Genomic DNA, 15415 nt, shown 5'->3' on the forward strand with positions numbered 1-15415 from the left:
GTTCGACGTCAGTCGTCCGGCGTCACGAACAGCGCGCCCATCGAGGTCTCGCCGGCGCTCCCGCCGGAGAGCGGGTGGCCGATGACGAGCTCCGCGCCGGTCACGAGCAGCAGCGCGAACAGGAAGATGCCCACGGCGGTGGCGACGTAGCGGGCGGGGCCGCCGGACGCCGTGTGCGCTCGTCTGGTCACGGAGAGATAACGACCCGCCCGGTCGGGCGATACGTCCGGCGGTGAGATCCGCGTCAGTCGGCGGCTGTCGCCGACCTCTCCAGCGCCACGGCCGCCGCCCAGCCCCGACCGCGGGCACCCCGGGTCGAGGGCGCCCTGAAGGCCGACGGGATCGCCCTGCGCCACCTGTCCGCCCTCGGCCACCTCGCCCCGGACCCGGGCCTGTCCTACAGCGAGCTCGCCCGCCGGGCCGGGGTCACGCCGCAGAGCATGCAGGCGACGCTCGCCGCCCTCGAGGCGCGCGGCGCCGTCGCCCTCGACACCGACCCGGGCCGCGGGCGCACCGCCGAACTGCACGTCACGCCCGAGGGCACACGCCTGCAACGCACCGGGACGGCGATCATCACCGAAGTGGACGCCCGCCTGCGCGACCGGCTCGACGACGAGAGCCACCGGGTGCTCACACACGCGCTGTTCGAGCTGTTCCGCGGGGAGGTCGGGTGATCCGGGGCGCCGCCCGCATCCTGCTCGGGCTCTTCCTGCTCGCCGCCGGCACGGCGCACCTCACCGTGGCGCGCGAGGCGTTCCGCGCGCAGGTGCCGTCGTGGTTCCCCGCCGACGCCGACGCGGTGGTCGTCGTCTCCGGGGTCGTCGAGATCGTCCTCGGGCTCGCCCTCGTCGCCCTCGTGCGCCACCGCGCCGCGGTCGGCCTCGTCGTCGCGGCCTTCTTCGTCGCGATCTTCCCGGGCAACATCGCCCAGTTCGTCGAGGGGCGGTCCGCCTTCGGCCTCGACACCGACGCGGTGCGGGGCGTGCGGCTGCTGTTCCAGCCGGTGCTCGTGGCCTGGGCGCTGTGGTGCACCGGGGCGTGGGAGCTCCTGACGAGGAGGTCTAGGACGCGCCCACGATCCTGAGCGCGAACGCGCTGTACTGGTCCGCGACCTGCTCGGCGGTGAGGGGGCCGTCGTCGGAGAACCAGCGCGCGATGCTCACGCACAGCTCGCGGATCGCGAACGAGGCGAGCGCGGGTGACTCGACGTGGAAGTCGCCGGACTCGACGCCCCGGGCGATCACCGCGCGCAGGGCGTGCTCGTGCTCGCGCCGGCGGGCCTGCATCTCGCCGAAGGCGGGCTCGGAGAGGCTGCTGGTGTCGCGGTTGACGACGAGGGCCTCGCGGCGGTGCGTCGCGTGGCGGTGGGCGTAGACCCGGGTCGCCCGACGCAGCTGCTCGGCGGGCGGGTCGTCCGGGTCGAGGACGCGGTGGAAGTCGTCGAGCACGCCGGCCGTGGTGCGGTCGACGATGCTGCGCAACAGATCGTGCTTCGAGCCCATGTGGTTGTAGAGGCTGGGCGTCCGGACCTGCAGCGACTCGGCGATCTCGCTGAGCGCGGTGCCGTGGTAGCCGCGGCGCGCGAACAGCGTCAGCGCGGCGTCGAGCACGACGTCGGGGTTCAGACCGGCCCGGGTCACCACCGGCTCATGGTGCCACGACGAACGAGCGCTCGTGAGCTTGTCCGACCGCTGTGTCCCTCGCTACGGTCAAACTAACGAGCGTTCATCAGCTTGGGAGGCGCGATGCTGCGTACCGAGGTGATCCGACCCGTCCACGCGCTGCTCGACGGCCATGCAGCCGCCCGCCCCGACGACATCGCCTTCGCCGACGACGCCCGCGACGTGTCGTGGCGGCAGCTCGCGACCACCACCCGCCGGCTCGCCGGCCACCTCGTCGCCCTCGGCGTCCGGCCCGGCGACCGGGTCGCGATGGTGATGGCCAACGCCACCGAGACCGCGGAGACCTACCTGGCGATCCCCCGCGCCGGCGCGGTCGCGGTGTGCCTCAACCCGGACGCCGCCCCCGCGGAGATCGACTACATGCTCACCGACTGCGGCGCGCGCGTCGTGGTCACGGACGTGGCGCGCGCCGGACTGGTGGGCGGCCTCGTCGGCCGAGACGTCACGACGATCGTCGTCGGCGAGGGCTACGAGGACCTCGTCACCAGCGACCCCGCGGTGCCGGCGCCCGATCCCACCGACCTCGACGCCACGGCGTTCATGCTCTACACGTCCGGCACCACCGGGCGTCCCAAGGGCGTCGAGCTGAGCCTGCACAGCTGCCTCTGGGTGGTCGCGGCGTGCTGGGCACCGATCGTCGGCCTCGGACCGGGCGAGTCCGTCCTGTCGGGTCTGCCGCTGTTCCACTCCTACGCGCTCGACCTCTGCGTGCTCGGGATCGTCGCGACAGGGGCGAGCGAGCGCATCCTGCCGCGCTTCTCCCCCACGCGGGTCCTCGACATGCTCGGCGACGGCTACACCGTCCTGCCCGGGGTCCCCACCCACTTCTCCTACCTGCTCCGGGCGGGCGGCGAACGGCCACCCCGCCACCGGCTGCGGCTCGCCGTCTCCGCCGGCGCGATCCTGCCCGCCTCGGTCGGCGAGACCTTCGAGCGCGCGTTCGGCGTCCCGCTGCTCGACGGCTACGGGATCACCGAGACCTCGACGATGGTCGCGATGAACTGGCCGCACGGGGCGCGGCCGTCCGGCTCGTGCGGGCTGCCGCTGCCCGGGCTCGCGGTGCGGCTGGTCGATCCCGTCACCGGCACCGACGCGCCGCCCGGCGGTGAGGGCGAGCTGTGGGTGCGCGGCCCGAGCGTCATGCGCGGCTACTGGAACCGCCCCGAGCAGACCGCGGACGTCCTGGCCGACGGCTGGTACCGCACCGGCGACCTCGCCCGCGCCGACGCGAACGGCTACCTCACGATCTCCGGCCGCACCAAGGAGATGATCATCCGGGGCGGCGAGAACATCTACCCCGCCGAGATCGAGAACGTGCTCCTGCGAGCGCCCGGCGTCGGCGACGCCGCCGTCGTCGGGCGCGCGCACCCCGACCTCGGCGAGGAGCCGGTGGCCTTCCTGGTCGGTGCGGCGGACCTGGACGTGGTGGCGGCGCACTGCCGGGAGCACCTCACGGGGTTCAAGGTCCCCGCCGCCTTCCGCGTCGTCGACGTCATCCCGCGCACCGGCTCCGGGAAGATCAAGCGCTTCGAGCTCGCGAAGCTGCTCACCGAGAAGGCCCCGGCGTGAAGGTCGGCGATCTCGAGATCCTCCCGGTGGTCGACGGGACAGGACGGGAGCAGGCCCGCGAGGTGCTCTCCGCGCCCGGCGGCGACCGGTGGGCCTGCCATCCCGAGCGCCTCGACGCCCACGGGAACCTCGAGCTGACCCTCGGCGGCTTCCTGCTGCGCACCGGCGATCGCGTCGTCCTCGTCGACGCGGGTGTCGGCCGCATCCACAACGACCACTACGCGGGCGGCGGCTTCCTCGACGCGCTCGCCGCACACGGCGTCGCGCCCGGCCAGGTCACCGACGTCGTCTTCACCCACCTGCACTTCGACCACGTCGGCTGGGCGACGAGCAGGGGGCGGGTCGTCTTCGACCGCGCCACCTACCGCGCGCACGCCGCGGACTGGGCGCACTTCGTCGACGCCGCCGACGCCGACCCCGGCGCGGTGCGCAAGCTCGCCCCGCTGCGCGAACGCCTCGAGACCTTCGACGCCGAGCACACCGTCGCCCCCGGGCTCGACGCCCGTCCCACGCCGGGCCACACCCCGGGCTCGACCAGCTACGTCGTCTCCAGCCGCGGGGAGCGCGCCCTGCTGATCGGGGACGTCGCGCACTCGATCGTCGAGCTCGAGGAGCCCGACTGGGAGGCCACCTTCGACGTCGACCCCGCCGCCGCGCAGGCGATGCGGAACCGCGTCGTCGACGAGGTCGCCGACACCGACGATCTCGTCGTCCCCGCCCACCTGCCCGGACTCGCCGTCGGCCGGATCGTCACCTTCGGCGAGCGGCGCCGCTTCGTCACCGTCTGAGTCGTCGCCCGAGGAGTACTGGATGGATCTGCAGCTCGCCGGCACCACCGTGCTGGTCACGGGGGCCGGCCAGGGCCTCGGCCGCGCGATCGGCGAGGCCTTCGTCGCCGAGGGCGCCCAGGTCGCCTTCGGCTACAACACCTCAAGCGCCGGCGCCGAGGAGGCCGCCGAGGCGGCGCGCGCCACCGGCGTGAAGGCGATCGCGGTGGCCGTCGACACCCGGGACGAGGCCGCGGTGGCCCACGCCATCACGACCGTGGAGGCCGATCTCGGGCCGATCGGGGTGCTCGTCAACAACGCCGCGGTCACGAGCCGCGGGCGCTTCCTCGAGCGCTCGGCCGACGAGTTCGCCGCCGAGATCGACGTGACCGTCACCGGCACCGTGCGCATCTCGCACGCCGTCGCCCGCCGCATGGCCGAGCACGGCGGTGGCGCGATCGTGTCGCTCATGGGCGATTCCGGACGGGTCGGCGAGTCCGGGCTCACGGTCACCGCGACCGCGCGCTCGTCGACGCTCGGGCTGACCAAGTCACTGGCCAAGGAGCTCGCCCGCCACGGCATCCGCGCGAACGCCGTCTCGATCGGCCTGGTGCAGACCGACCGGTTCTCCGACCACGCGGGCGGCACCGACGACGAGCGTCTGAAGAAGATCACCGCGCTCTACCCGCTGCGCCGCCTCGGGCGCCCCGAGGACGTGACCCCGACGATCCTGCTGCTCGCCTCGCCGTGCTCGTCCTGGACCACCGGGCAGGTCGTGTCCGTCAACGGCGGCTTCGCGATGCCCTGAGCCCAGCCATGACTTCTGCCGACGAGCACATCCCCGCCAGCGGCGCCCCCGTGCGCCGCAAGGAGGACGCGCGCCTGCTCACCGGGCGCGGCCGCTACGTCTCCGACCTCGCGCTGCCCCGCATGCGCCACGTCGCGTTCGTGCGCAGCCCGGTCGCCCACGGCCGGATCACCGGGGTCGACGTGGCCGAGGCGCTCGAGGTCGACGGCGTGACCGCGGTGTTCACCGGCGAGCACCCGGCGATCGCGCCGGTCGCGCTGCGCGCGCAGTCCGCCCTGCCCGGGTACGTCGAGACCGACCAGCCGCCGCTGGCGCGCGGCAAGGTCCGCTTCGCCGGCGAGGCCGTCGCCGCCGTCGTCGCGGCGGACCGCTACCTCGCCGAGGACGGGGCCGAGGCGGTCGTCGTGGACTACGACCCGCTGCCGCCGACGATCAGCGCCTGGGCGGAACCGGAGCACCCGGTGCGCGACCCCGTTCATGACGAGGCGCCCGACAACGTGCTGCTCTCCCGGACCTTCCGCGCCGGCGACGTCGACGCCGCCCTCGCGGACGCGGCCGTCGTCGTCGACCGCGAGCTGACCACCAACCGCCACGGCGGCAACCCCATCGAGTGCCGCGCCGGCGTCGCGCGGTACGAGGCCGTGGACCGGAGGCTGACGTTCTGGTCGGGCACCCAGGTGCCCTACATCGTGCGGACCCAGCTCGCCGAGCTGCTCGACCTGCCCGAGGGCAACATCCGCGTCATCGCCCCCGACGTCGGCGGCGGGTTCGGCGTCAAGGCGGTGCTCTACCCCGAGGACGTCGCGCTCTGCCTCATGGCGATGGCGATGCCCGGCACGGCGCTGAAGTGGGTCGAGGACCGCGTCGAGCACCTGCTCGCGGCCACCCACGCCCGCGACCACCGCTACGTGCTGCACGCGGGGTTCGCCCCCGACGGGGAGCTGCTCGCGGTGAGCGCCGACGTCTGGTGCAACACCGGCGCCTACTCCGTCTACCCGTGGACCGCGGGCATCGAGCCGCTCATGGCCGGCGGCCTGCTCACCGGGCCCTACAAGCTCGCGCACTACGCGTGCACCGTCCGCGGCGTCGCCACCAACACCAGCCCGTCCGGCCCGTATCGGGGCGTCGCGCGGCCGTCGACGGTGTTCGCGATGGAGGCGCTGATGGACTCCGGCGCCCGCGCGCTCGGGATCGACCCGATCGCGCTGCGGCGCCGTAACCTCATCCTCCCCGCCGACGTGCCCTACACGATGCCCTCGCGGCTGGTCGACGACTCCGGTGCCTACGAGGCCTGCCTGGACAAGGCCGTCGCGACCTTCGACCTCGAGCGGTGGCGCGCCGAGCAGACCCGTCGCCGGGTCGAGGGCGGGCTGCCGCTCGGCATCGGCGTCGGTGTCTACAACGAGCTCACCGGCCTGGGCCGGGCCGCGTCCGCCGGCCCCCGCATGGCGTTCCGCACCGGCCACGACGCCTGCACCGTGCGCATCAACCCCGACGGCGCGGTCACCGTGTTCTCCGGCGTCACCTCCCAGGGACAGGGTCTCGAGACGACGATGGCGCAGGTGGTCGCCGACGCCCTCGGCGTCGACTACGACGACGTCGAGGTCCGCTACGGCGACACCGACGAGTCGCTCTGGGGCTTCGGCGCCTTCTCCTCCCGCCAGGCCGTGATCAGCGGCGGCGCCGCCCACCTTGCGGGCGAGGACGTCCGGGGCAAGGCCCTCGCGCTGGCCGCCGCGCTGAAGGAGGCGCCGGTCGAGGAGCTCGACCTGCGCGGCGGGCAGATCCACATGGCGGGGCAGGAGAAGCCGATCATCTCGCTGGCCGAGGTCGCCCGAGTCGCCTACCTGCAGTCCGACCGCCTGCCCGCGGGCTTCGAGCCCGGGCTGGAGGGGACGAAGTTCTACGACCCGATCCGCGGCGCGTTCGCCGCCGGCGCGCAGATCGCCGCCCTCGAGGTCGACCCGACCACGGGTGAGATCCGCATCCTGGACTGGGTCTGCGTCGAGGACGCCGGCCGGATCGTCCACCCCGTGATCGTCGACGGGCAGATCGCCGGCTCGATCGCCCAGGGCATCGGCGGCGCGATGTACGAGCACCTGGTCTACGACGACGCCGGCAACCTCTCCACCGGCACCCTGCTCGACTACCTCATGCCGACCGCCGGCGAGATCCCCGAGCTGCGGATCGGGCACGTCAGCACCCCGGCCGCGAACCCGACGGGCGTCCGCGGGGTCGGCGAGGGCGGCACGCTCGCGCCGAACGCCGTGATCGCCGGGGCGGTCGCCGACGCCCTCGGGGTCGAGATCGACGATCTGCCCGTCACGCCCGCCCGGGTCTGGGAGCTGGTGCAGCGATGAAGTGCCCGCCGTTCTCCTACCACCGCGCCGCCGACGTCGCCGACGCCGTGGCCGCCCTCCAGGGCGCCGACGACGAGGGCAAGATCCTCGCCGGGGGCCAGAGCCTGGTGCCGGTCCTCGCGCTGCGCCTGGCGCGGCCGTCGGTGCTCGTCGACGTCAACCGCGTTCCCGGCCTGGACCGCCTCGAGGTCCGCGACCGCGTGCTGCACGCCGGCGCGCTGGTGCGTCACCTCGCCCTGGCCGACCAGCGGCTCCATCCTCTCGCCGCCGAGGCCGCCCGCCGGATCGGGCACGCCGCGATCCGCAGCCGCGGGACGCTGGGTGGGAGCCTCGCGCATGCCGACCCGTCCGCCGAGCTGCCCGTCGTGCTGCGGGCCTGCGACGGCGCCGTCCACGTCGCCGGGCCCACCGGGGCGCGCCGGCTCGGTGCCGGGGAGCTGTTCGTCGGCGCGCTGCAGAGCGACCTGGCCGACACCGAGATGATCACCGACGTCGAGCTGCCGGTGCCCGACGCCTGGGGCTTCGCGGAGGTCGCCCGGCGCCACGGCGACTTCGCCGTCGTCGCGGTGGCGGCCGCGCGGTTCGGCGACCGGGTGCGCGTGGTCGTCGGCGGCGTCGGCGGCGTGCCCCACCTCGTCGACGCCGGCGATCTCGACCGCATCGGCGAGGAGAGCTGCGACGACCACGTCGCCCTCCTCGCCGCGGCCGCCGCCGACGACGTCGACCCGCCGTCGGATCTCCACGGCAGCGCCGGCTACCGGCGGGCGCTCACCGAGCAGATGGCCCTCCGGGCGCTCGCGGACCTCGCCGGGCGTCCCCAGCCCGTCCGGGAGCCGGCATGAAGATCACGCTGACGGTCAACGGCGAGCGCCACCGGGTCGACGTCGAGCCCCGCCGCACCCTGTCCGACGCGCTGCGCGAGGACCTGGGCCTGACCGGTACCCACGTCGGCTGCGAGCACGGGGTCTGCGGGGCGTGCACGGTCCTCGTCGACGGGCTGCCGGCCCGCGCATGCCTCATGTTCGCGGTGCAGGCGGACGCCGCCGAGGTCGCCACCGTCGAGGGCCTGGCCGACGAGGACGGCACGCTGCACCCCCTGCAGGAGGCGTTCTCGCGGTGCCACGGGCTGCAGTGCGGCGCCTGCACCCCCGGGATGCTGATGACCGCCGCCCACCTCCTCGACACCGATCCCGACCCCGGTCGCGACCGCATCCGCGCCGAGATGGCCGGCAACATCTGCCGCTGCACCGGCTACATGGGCATCGTCGACGCCGTCCAGGACGCCGCCCGGCTCGCTCACGCCCGGTCGGAGGAGACGCCATGACCTTCGAACGGGACTCCGTCCTGCTCTCCGAGCACCTCGACGGGATCGACGCCGACCTGGCGGCGCTCCCGGCCCGGCCCGAGCGGTCCGACACCCAGCAGCAGGAGGCCACGGCACTGCTCGAGCGGGGCCGTGGGGCCCGCGAGCGCTTCCTCGACCACCACCTCGACGCCGTCTACGACGCCGTCACCGACGGCGCCACCCGGACGCTGCGCGCCGCGGAGCTCGCCTACGGGGCCGCCGAGCTGGTGCCCGGCCTGACCCCGACCCGCGAGCGCATCGCCGCCGAGCGCCGGCACCCGCAGAAGGACAAGGAAGGCTGGGAGGTCGACCAGGGGATCTTCCTGTCCCGGGTCCTCGACGACGCGCGGACCGGCTACCACCTGATGCACGCCATGGCCCAGCCGCGCCGCGAGGCGCTCGACCTGCTCGACCGGTTCCGGGAGACCGGTCGGGTCGACCTCGGCACGTGCCGGCTCGAGCGGGACGGCACCGTCGGGCACCTGACGATCGCGCACCACCGGTACCTCAACGCCGAGGACGACGAGTCGACCGCGGCGATGGAGACCGCCACCGACCTCGTCCTGCTCGACGACCGGATCGAGGTCGGGGTCCTGCGCGGCGACGAGGCACAGCACCCCCGCTACGCCGGGCGCCGCGTCTTCGACACCGGCGTCAACCTCACCCGGCTCTACCACGGCGAGGTCTCGCTGATCGAGTTCTTCGTCGAGCGTGAGCTCGGACTGATCACCAAGTGGTACCGCGGCCACAGCCTGGGCGCCGGCGGGGTCAGCACCGTCGAGCGGCGCCAGGAGAAGCCGTGGATCGCCGCCGTCGACACGTTCGCCATCGGCGGGGGCTGCCAGTTCCTGCTGGTGATGGACCGTGTCGTCGCCCGGTCCGGGGCCTACGTCAACCTCCCGGCGCGGCGCGAGGGCTTCCTGCCCGGCTGCGGGAACATGCGCCTGCCCCGCTTCGTCGGGGAGAAGGTCGCCCGCCAGGGGATCTTCTTCAACCGCGACATCGACGTCGGCTCCCCCGAGGGCCGCCTCATCGTCGACGACCTCGCCGTCGACGAGGCCGGCATGCAGGCCGCGGTCGACGACGCCGTCGACGCCCTGACCGCGACCGGATCGGTCGGGGTCAACGCCAACCGCACCCAGATGCGCGTGGGCGTCGAACCGCTCGAGACCTTCCGGCACTACATGGCCAACCTCGCCCTCGGGCAGGCGCGCTGCATGTACTCCCCGGCGATCATCCGCAACCTGGAGATCGCGTGGGACCCGAAGCGCCGGGGCGGTGTGAAGTAGCGGCCGTGATCACCCTTCGTGCACGAGTGCGGCGGCCACCACCGCTCGTGGACACCCCAGGTCGCGCATGTCGCGACGCACCGACGCTGCGTCACCCACGACGCGCGCGGCCACCGACCTGCGCGCGGTAGAGGTCCCGCAGCACGCCCATCTCGCCGCCGTGGTGGCACATCTCGCGGGTGAGGTGCAGGACGAGCGTCGCGAACGGGGCGTCGGCGTACGGGCCCTCGGCCGGCCCGCTCGGCTCGGTGAGGCGCTCGGGGTGCGCCGCGATCGCGTCGTGCCACGCCGCGTAGCTCGCGTCGAGGAACGCCAGGCCGCCGGCCGCGGTGGTGGGCCAGTCGTCGCGGACCGGGCTCCAGGTGCCGTCGCCGAAATGGTGGTTCGCGCGCAGGGCGAAGCACGGCCCGGCGACGTGGCAGATGCGCCAGGCGAGCGTCGTCACCGGCGGTGGCTCCGGCGGCTCGAGCGCCCAGTCGATCAGCCCGGTGCCGCCGGGACCCGGGCGCACGGACCAGGCGGGCTGCGCGGGCTCCCAGAGGTACTCCTCGTCGGTCAGCCCGTCGAGGCGTGGGCGCAGGCTCGCCTCCCAGTGGAACTCCATCTGCGCCAACAGCTCGCGGTGCCAGTCGACGTCCATGGCGGTGCCTCCTCGGTCAGCCCTCGGCCACACCGGCGAGGCGGTCGAGCGAGGCCCGCAGCCGCTCGGGGGTCGTGGCGCGGGCGCGCGCGAACCGGTGCTCGTCGACCAGGTGCGTCCAGTCGTAGGTGTGCCGGACCGCGGTGCGGTCCCCCGCGAGGGGCTGGAGCTCCCAGCGCCAGAGGTGCCCGGGCGGTGGCAGGCGCCCGGGGTCCGACGGCGTCCACGCGAGCAGGCGACCCTCGGTGAACTCGACGACGTGGTTCTCGCGCACCTCGCCCATGGTCAGCCGCGTGAGGAAGACGTCGCCCACGGCCCGGACCCGTTGCCCGCCGGCGGACTCGGCGAGGTTGTCGTTGCCGTCCCACGCGGGCTGGCGCGCCGGGTCGGCGATCAGCTCGAACACCGGGGCCGCGGGCGCCGCGATCACGCGGGCGGCCGTGACGACGCGCGGCGCGTCGTACAGGGCGGCGAGGCGCCCGGCGACCCCGCGGACCGTTTCTCCGTACGGCTCGTCGCCGAGCACACCGAGCACCTCCTGAGCGCGGGCGAGGTGGTGGCGCGCCTGCTCGTCGTCGCCGACCCGGCGGTGGTCGTCGGCCAGGCCGAGGTGCAGCGACGGGTAGAACCCGGCGACGCCGAGCGACGCGTGATACTCCTGCGCGCGCTCGTCGGTGACCTCGTCGGCGGCCTCGAGCGCGCGGCGGTCCCACGCCAGCTCCTGCTCGACGTCGGGCTCGGTGTCGGCGGCGAAGTGGGCCACGACGCAGCGGTGGAACGCGTCGCCCTCGGCCACGGCGGCGCGCCACAGCTCCGCGAACGCCGACCGCGCCCCCTCCACGTCCCCGGAGCGGAACAGCTCACTCGCCGCGCCGATGTGGGTCATCACGGGATCGTCGGTCACGCCCCGCACCGTAGAGGCTCAGATCCCCTGGCCCGGGATCCAGTTCGTGCCGGCGAGGGGGACGCGGGCCATGGCGGCGGCTTCGATGGTCAGGGCGACGAGGTCTTCGGGTTCGAGGTGCAGCACGTGGGACTTCCCGCACGCGCGCGCCAGCGTCTGGGCCTCCATGGTCAGCACGCGCAGGTAGTTCGCCACCCGTCGGCCGCCCTCGACGGGGTCGAGGCGGGCGGAGAGCTCGGGGTCCTGGGTGGTGATCCCGGCCGGGTCGCGGCCGTCCTGGTAGTCGTCGTAGAACCCGGCCGCGGACCCGATCGCTTCGTACTCGGCGGCGTAGCGGGGGTCGTTGTCCCCGAGCGCGATCAGCGCGGCGGTGCCGATCGCGACCGCGTCGGCGCCCAGGGCCATGGCCTTGGCGACGTCGGCGCCGGTGCGGATGCCGCCGGAGACGATGAGCTGGATCCTGCGATGCAGCCCGAGCTCCTGCAGCGCCTGCACCGCCTGCGGGATCGCGGCCAGGGTGGGGATGCCGACGTGCTCGATGAAGACTTCCTGGGTGGCCGCGGTGCCGCCCTGCATGCCGTCGACCACGACGACGTCGGCGCCGGCGGCCACGGCGAGCTTGACGTCGTAGTAGGTCCGGGTGGCGCCGACCTTGACGTAGACCGGTTTCTCCCAGTCGGTGATCTCGCGCAGCTCGCCGATCTTGATGGCGAGGTCGTCGGGGCCGGTCCAGTCGGGGTGGCGGCAGGCGGAGCGCTGGTCGATGCCGGCCGGCAGGGTGCGCATCTCGGCGACCCGCTCGGAGATCTTCTGCCCGAGCAGCATCCCGCCCCCACCGGGCTTGGCGCCCTGTCCCAGCACCACCTCGATCGCGTCGGCGGCCCGCAGGTGATCGGGGTTCATCCCGTAGCGGCTCGGCAGCAGCTGATAGACCAGCGTCTTCGACTGGCCCCGCTCCTCGTCGGTCATGCCGCCGTCACCGGTCGTCGTCGACGTCCCGACCTCGCCTGCCCCCCGCCCGAGCGCCTCCTTCGCCTGCGCCGACAGCGCACCGAAGCTCATCCCCGCGATCGTCACCGGGATGTCGAGGTGCAGCGGCCGCGTGGCGTGCCGATCGCCCAGCACCACGTCGGTGTCGCAACGCTCGCGGTAGCCCTCCAGCGGGTAGCGCGACATCGAGGCCCCGAGGAAGAGCAGGTCGTCGAAGTGCGGCACGGCGCGCTTGGCGCCCCACCCGCGGATGTCGTAGACGCCGGTCCGCGCCGCGTGCTGGATCGCGGCGATGCTCGCACGGTCGAACGTCGCCGACTCGCGCAGGCCGCGCTGGGCCTCCTGCCCCATCAGTAGCTCCCCGAGTGCTCGCTGGTGAAGTGGTACAGCGTCCGGCCCGACCCGTAGCGGCGGAACTCGTCGACGGGGTGATCGAACCCGGCCGCCGCGAGCAGCTCCGCCAGCTCGGCGCGGTGCTCGTCGCGCAGCGGCTTCTCGACGCAGTCCGCCCCGAGCGTCCCGACGCCGCCCCGGACGTAGAGCCGCGCCTCGTAGATCGAGTCACCGAGCCCGTCGCCCGCGTCGCCGCACACGACCAGGCGCCCGGCCTGGGCCATGAACGCGCCCATCGCGCCGATGTCGCCGCCGACGACGATGTCGATCCCCTTCATCGAGATGCCGCAGCGCATCGAGGCCCGACCCTCGATCACCAGCAGGCCGCCGCGTCCGGTCGCGCCGGCCGACTGCGACGCGTCGCCGCGGACGCGCACGGTCCCCGACATCATGTTCTCGGCGACGCCGTTGCCCGCCGAGCCGTCGACGACGACCCGGCCGCGCTGGTTCATCCCGGCGCAGAAGTAGCCCGCGTTCCCGCGCACGTGCAGGTCGATCTCGCGATCGATGCCCGCGCCGATGGAGTGCGCACCCGCCGGGTGGAGCACCTCGTAGGACGACGCCGGGACACGCCCACCCACCCCGTGCAGCTCGGCGTTGAGGGCGCGGACACCGGTCTCGCGCAGGTCGACGGAGACGGGGCGGGCCGACCGCTCCTCCGCCTCCGACCGGCTCAGCGCCGCCATGTGTAGACCGTGCCGGGGTCGGGCTCCCAGACGCGGGCCGCACCGATGCCGGGGAGGTCGGCGAGCGCCCGGAACTCCGAGGCCATCGCCACCCACCGCGGGTGCTCGGCGATCACCGCCGGCTTGCAGGCGATCTCGTCGCGGACCACCGCGAACCCCTCGTCGGAGGTGACGAGCAGCGTGTAGAAGCCGTCGAAGGTCTCTCCGAGGCGCAGCAGCGCCTTCTCGAGGTCGTCACCCTCGGCCAGGCAGGCCGCCACGAACCGGGCGCCGACCTCGGAGTCGTTCTCCGAGTCGAAGCTGACACCCCGGCGCACGAGGTCGCGGCGCACGGTGGCGTGGTTCGAGAACGACCCGTTGTGCACCAGGCACTGGTTCGGGCCCACCGAGTAGGGGTGGCAGCCCTCGGGGACGATCGCGGACTCGGTGGCCATGCGCGTGTGCGCGAGCCCCTGCCAGCCGGTGACCGCGCGCAGGCCGTAGGTCACCGCGAGGTCCGACGGCTGCCCGACGCCCTTGTAGACGACGAGGTCGTCGCCGCGCCCGACGACCAGCGCGTCGGGCGCGGCCGCGGTGACCGCGGCGGCCAGGGCCTCGGCGGCCACCGGTGCCGTGAGCACGGTGGTGTCGCCGGTGCGGGTCGCCGTGACGGCCGGACCTGCCGGCACGAGGCCGGCGACGGCGGCGTCGAGATCGCCCGGTGCCCGCAGCACCGACACCGCGCTGTGGCCGGGCGGATTGCGCTGCTCGTCGCCGTAGACCGCGACCCCCACCGAGTCGGGCCCGCGCTCGGAGACACCGCCGAGCATGTCGTCGAGGAGCGAGCCGAGCATCGGATGGAGCTCGGGATCGCGGAGGTGCAGACCGATGATGCCGCACATGGGACTCAGCCTTCCTGCGTCGGGAGGGACCAGGTCGACGTACCAACAGGAAACCAGTTCTGCCTCGGAGGAGACGTCGACGGGTGACGCCTGCCCGACGTCGTGCGGGCGCTGGTCTGTGCATTGGTCTGGAGTGAAGACCATGGGCCGAAGGGAGAGTAGGCGGCCCACGCCACGTCGTGTCAACCCCGGGTGAAACGGACGGGCCCGGTTCGGGTCAGGCGGAGGACCACGCTGGGTCGTCGTCCGCGCCGAAGACGATCGCCCGGAGCTGGCGTCTCGCCCGTTCGAGGTGGGCCCGCATCGCCTCGCCGGCACGGTCGGCGTCGCCGTCGCGAACCGCCTCGAAGATCGCCAGGTGGTCGCGGAGCGTCTCCTCGACCGGCTCACGGAACGGCAGCAGGTCGCGCGGGCTGAACAGCTCGCCGCGGGCGATCTCGACGGCGTCGGTGAGCCGGTCGTTGCGCGCGGCCCTGGCGAGCGCGACGTGGAAGCGCGAGTCGGCCTGGCGGAACGCGGTGCGCCCGATGACGTCGCGCAGCGCCACGAGCGACTCCTGCACCGGGGCGAGCGTGACCTCGGTGTGGCGGTGCGCGGCCAGGGTCGCGGTCTGGGTCTCCAGCGCGATCCGGAAGTCGACGATGTCGTCGATCTCGCCGGCCTGCTCGCGCATCCGGGCCCGCCACGCCTCGGCGGGCCGGCGCAGCTCGGTGACGTACGTGCCCCCGGTGGACCCGCGCCGGACCTCGACGTAGCCGTCCTCGCGGAGCTGGCGGATCGCCTCGCGCAGGCTGATCCGCGCGACCCCGAGCTGTTCGGCGAGCTCCCGTTCGGCGGGCAGGCGCTCCCCCGGGCTGACGTCCCCACGGTGGATGCGCATCCGCAGGTGGTCGGCCACCGCCTGCGACAGCGACGTGGAGTTGACCTGCCGGGCCATGGCCCGAGACTAGCGCGCCTGGTCACCCTGTGTATCGGCCCGCGATCGGGGCCCCGGACGGCCCTTGCCCCACCGTGACGGGGTTGACACTCTCCTCCGGTCACGGTTGCCTCTGACAAAGGTTCTAACTCCACACCTTGATCCGCGCTCGGCGCGGCAGAGGG

The 15415-nt window shown here is 74.0% G+C and carries 17 protein-coding genes; 9 read left to right on the forward strand and 8 right to left on the reverse strand.

Going from position 1 to position 15415, the window contains the following annotated elements; all coding sequences use genetic code 11:
- Positions 1 to 8: 8 nt before the first annotated feature.
- Positions 9 to 191 carry a hypothetical protein gene (locus AC2A1K_RS00705; RefSeq protein WP_483894384.1) on the reverse strand — a complete coding sequence of 61 codons (183 nt, stop codon included), beginning with the start codon at positions 189 to 191 and terminating at the stop codon, positions 9 to 11.
- Positions 192 to 392: 201 nt separating this feature from the next.
- On the opposite strand from AC2A1K_RS00705, the gene AC2A1K_RS00710 reads away from it, so the two are divergent.
- Positions 393 to 674: a MarR family winged helix-turn-helix transcriptional regulator gene (locus AC2A1K_RS00710; RefSeq protein ID WP_483894682.1), complete on the forward strand. Its 282-nt coding sequence runs from the start codon at positions 393 to 395 to the stop codon at positions 672 to 674.
- The gene (locus AC2A1K_RS00715) at positions 671 to 1084 is read left to right on the forward strand and encodes a DoxX family protein (protein ID WP_483894385.1); all 414 of its coding nucleotides are present in this window, start codon (positions 671 to 673) and stop codon (positions 1082 to 1084) included. The genes AC2A1K_RS00710 and AC2A1K_RS00715 overlap by 4 nt, the downstream gene beginning before the upstream one ends.
- Here AC2A1K_RS00715 and AC2A1K_RS00720 read toward each other — a convergent pair.
- Positions 1062 to 1643, reverse strand: coding sequence for a TetR/AcrR family transcriptional regulator (locus AC2A1K_RS00720; RefSeq protein ID WP_483894386.1), 582 nt, complete (start codon positions 1641 to 1643; stop codon positions 1062 to 1064). The genes AC2A1K_RS00715 and AC2A1K_RS00720 overlap by 23 nt on opposite strands.
- 102 nt (positions 1644 to 1745) lie before the next feature.
- On the opposite strand from AC2A1K_RS00720, the gene AC2A1K_RS00725 reads away from it, so the two are divergent.
- From AC2A1K_RS00725 to AC2A1K_RS00755, 7 genes are read left to right on the forward strand one after another with little or no spacing between them, the layout of a single operon-like run.
- Positions 1746 to 3251: a class I adenylate-forming enzyme family protein gene (locus AC2A1K_RS00725; RefSeq protein WP_483894387.1), complete on the forward strand. Its 1506-nt coding sequence runs from the start codon at positions 1746 to 1748 to the stop codon at positions 3249 to 3251.
- Positions 3248 to 4039 carry an MBL fold metallo-hydrolase gene (locus tag AC2A1K_RS00730; protein WP_483894388.1) on the forward strand — a complete coding sequence of 264 codons (792 nt, stop codon included), beginning with the start codon at positions 3248 to 3250 and terminating at the stop codon, positions 4037 to 4039. Before AC2A1K_RS00725 ends, AC2A1K_RS00730 begins: the two co-directional genes overlap by 4 nt.
- Positions 4040 to 4061: 22 nt before the next feature.
- Positions 4062 to 4826, forward strand: a complete 765-nt coding sequence (locus AC2A1K_RS00735; RefSeq protein ID WP_483894389.1) for an SDR family NAD(P)-dependent oxidoreductase — start codon at positions 4062 to 4064, stop codon at positions 4824 to 4826.
- Between the two features lie 8 nt (positions 4827 to 4834).
- On the forward strand, positions 4835 to 7186 hold the full coding sequence (locus AC2A1K_RS00740; RefSeq protein WP_483894390.1) for a xanthine dehydrogenase family protein molybdopterin-binding subunit: 2352 nt from the start codon (positions 4835 to 4837) through the stop codon (positions 7184 to 7186).
- Positions 7183 to 8028: an FAD binding domain-containing protein gene (locus AC2A1K_RS00745; protein ID WP_483894391.1), complete on the forward strand. Its 846-nt coding sequence runs from the start codon at positions 7183 to 7185 to the stop codon at positions 8026 to 8028. Before AC2A1K_RS00740 ends, AC2A1K_RS00745 begins: the two co-directional genes overlap by 4 nt.
- Positions 8025 to 8510, forward strand: a complete 486-nt coding sequence (locus AC2A1K_RS00750) for a (2Fe-2S)-binding protein (protein WP_483894392.1) — start codon at positions 8025 to 8027, stop codon at positions 8508 to 8510. The genes AC2A1K_RS00745 and AC2A1K_RS00750 overlap by 4 nt, the downstream gene beginning before the upstream one ends.
- Complete coding sequence (locus AC2A1K_RS00755) at positions 8507 to 9820, forward strand: enoyl-CoA hydratase/isomerase family protein (RefSeq protein WP_483894393.1); 1314 nt, start codon at positions 8507 to 8509, stop codon at positions 9818 to 9820. The genes AC2A1K_RS00750 and AC2A1K_RS00755 overlap by 4 nt, the downstream gene beginning before the upstream one ends.
- A 91-nt stretch (positions 9821 to 9911) precedes the next feature.
- On the opposite strand, the gene AC2A1K_RS00760 is transcribed toward AC2A1K_RS00755, so the two are convergent.
- The 6 genes from AC2A1K_RS00760 to AC2A1K_RS00785 form a co-directional block, all read right to left on the reverse strand.
- The gene (locus tag AC2A1K_RS00760) at positions 9912 to 10460 is read right to left on the reverse strand and encodes a DinB family protein (RefSeq protein WP_483894394.1); all 549 of its coding nucleotides are present in this window, start codon (positions 10458 to 10460) and stop codon (positions 9912 to 9914) included.
- 16 nt (positions 10461 to 10476) lie between these two features.
- Complete coding sequence (locus AC2A1K_RS00765) at positions 10477 to 11364, reverse strand: SRPBCC family protein (protein ID WP_483894395.1); 888 nt, start codon at positions 11362 to 11364, stop codon at positions 10477 to 10479.
- An 18-nt stretch (positions 11365 to 11382) separates the two neighbouring features.
- A complete protein-coding gene (locus tag AC2A1K_RS00770) occupies positions 11383 to 12705 on the reverse strand; it encodes an FMN-binding glutamate synthase family protein (protein WP_483894396.1) in 1323 nt (440 codons plus the stop codon).
- On the reverse strand, positions 12705 to 13433 hold the full coding sequence (locus tag AC2A1K_RS00775) for a glutamate synthase (RefSeq protein ID WP_483894397.1): 729 nt from the start codon (positions 13431 to 13433) through the stop codon (positions 12705 to 12707). Before AC2A1K_RS00775 ends, AC2A1K_RS00770 begins: the two co-directional genes overlap by 1 nt.
- Positions 13421 to 14314 carry a class II glutamine amidotransferase domain-containing protein gene (locus tag AC2A1K_RS00780; RefSeq protein WP_483894398.1) on the reverse strand — a complete coding sequence of 298 codons (894 nt, stop codon included), beginning with the start codon at positions 14312 to 14314 and terminating at the stop codon, positions 13421 to 13423. The genes AC2A1K_RS00775 and AC2A1K_RS00780 overlap by 13 nt, the downstream gene beginning before the upstream one ends.
- Before the next feature lie 217 nt (positions 14315 to 14531).
- Positions 14532 to 15251, reverse strand: a complete 720-nt coding sequence (locus AC2A1K_RS00785) for a FadR/GntR family transcriptional regulator (RefSeq protein WP_483894399.1) — start codon at positions 15249 to 15251, stop codon at positions 14532 to 14534.
- Positions 15252 to 15415 lie beyond the last annotated feature (164 nt).

It is taken from the genome of Actinomycetospora sp. 2LY8.5 (genome assembly GCF_057180585.1).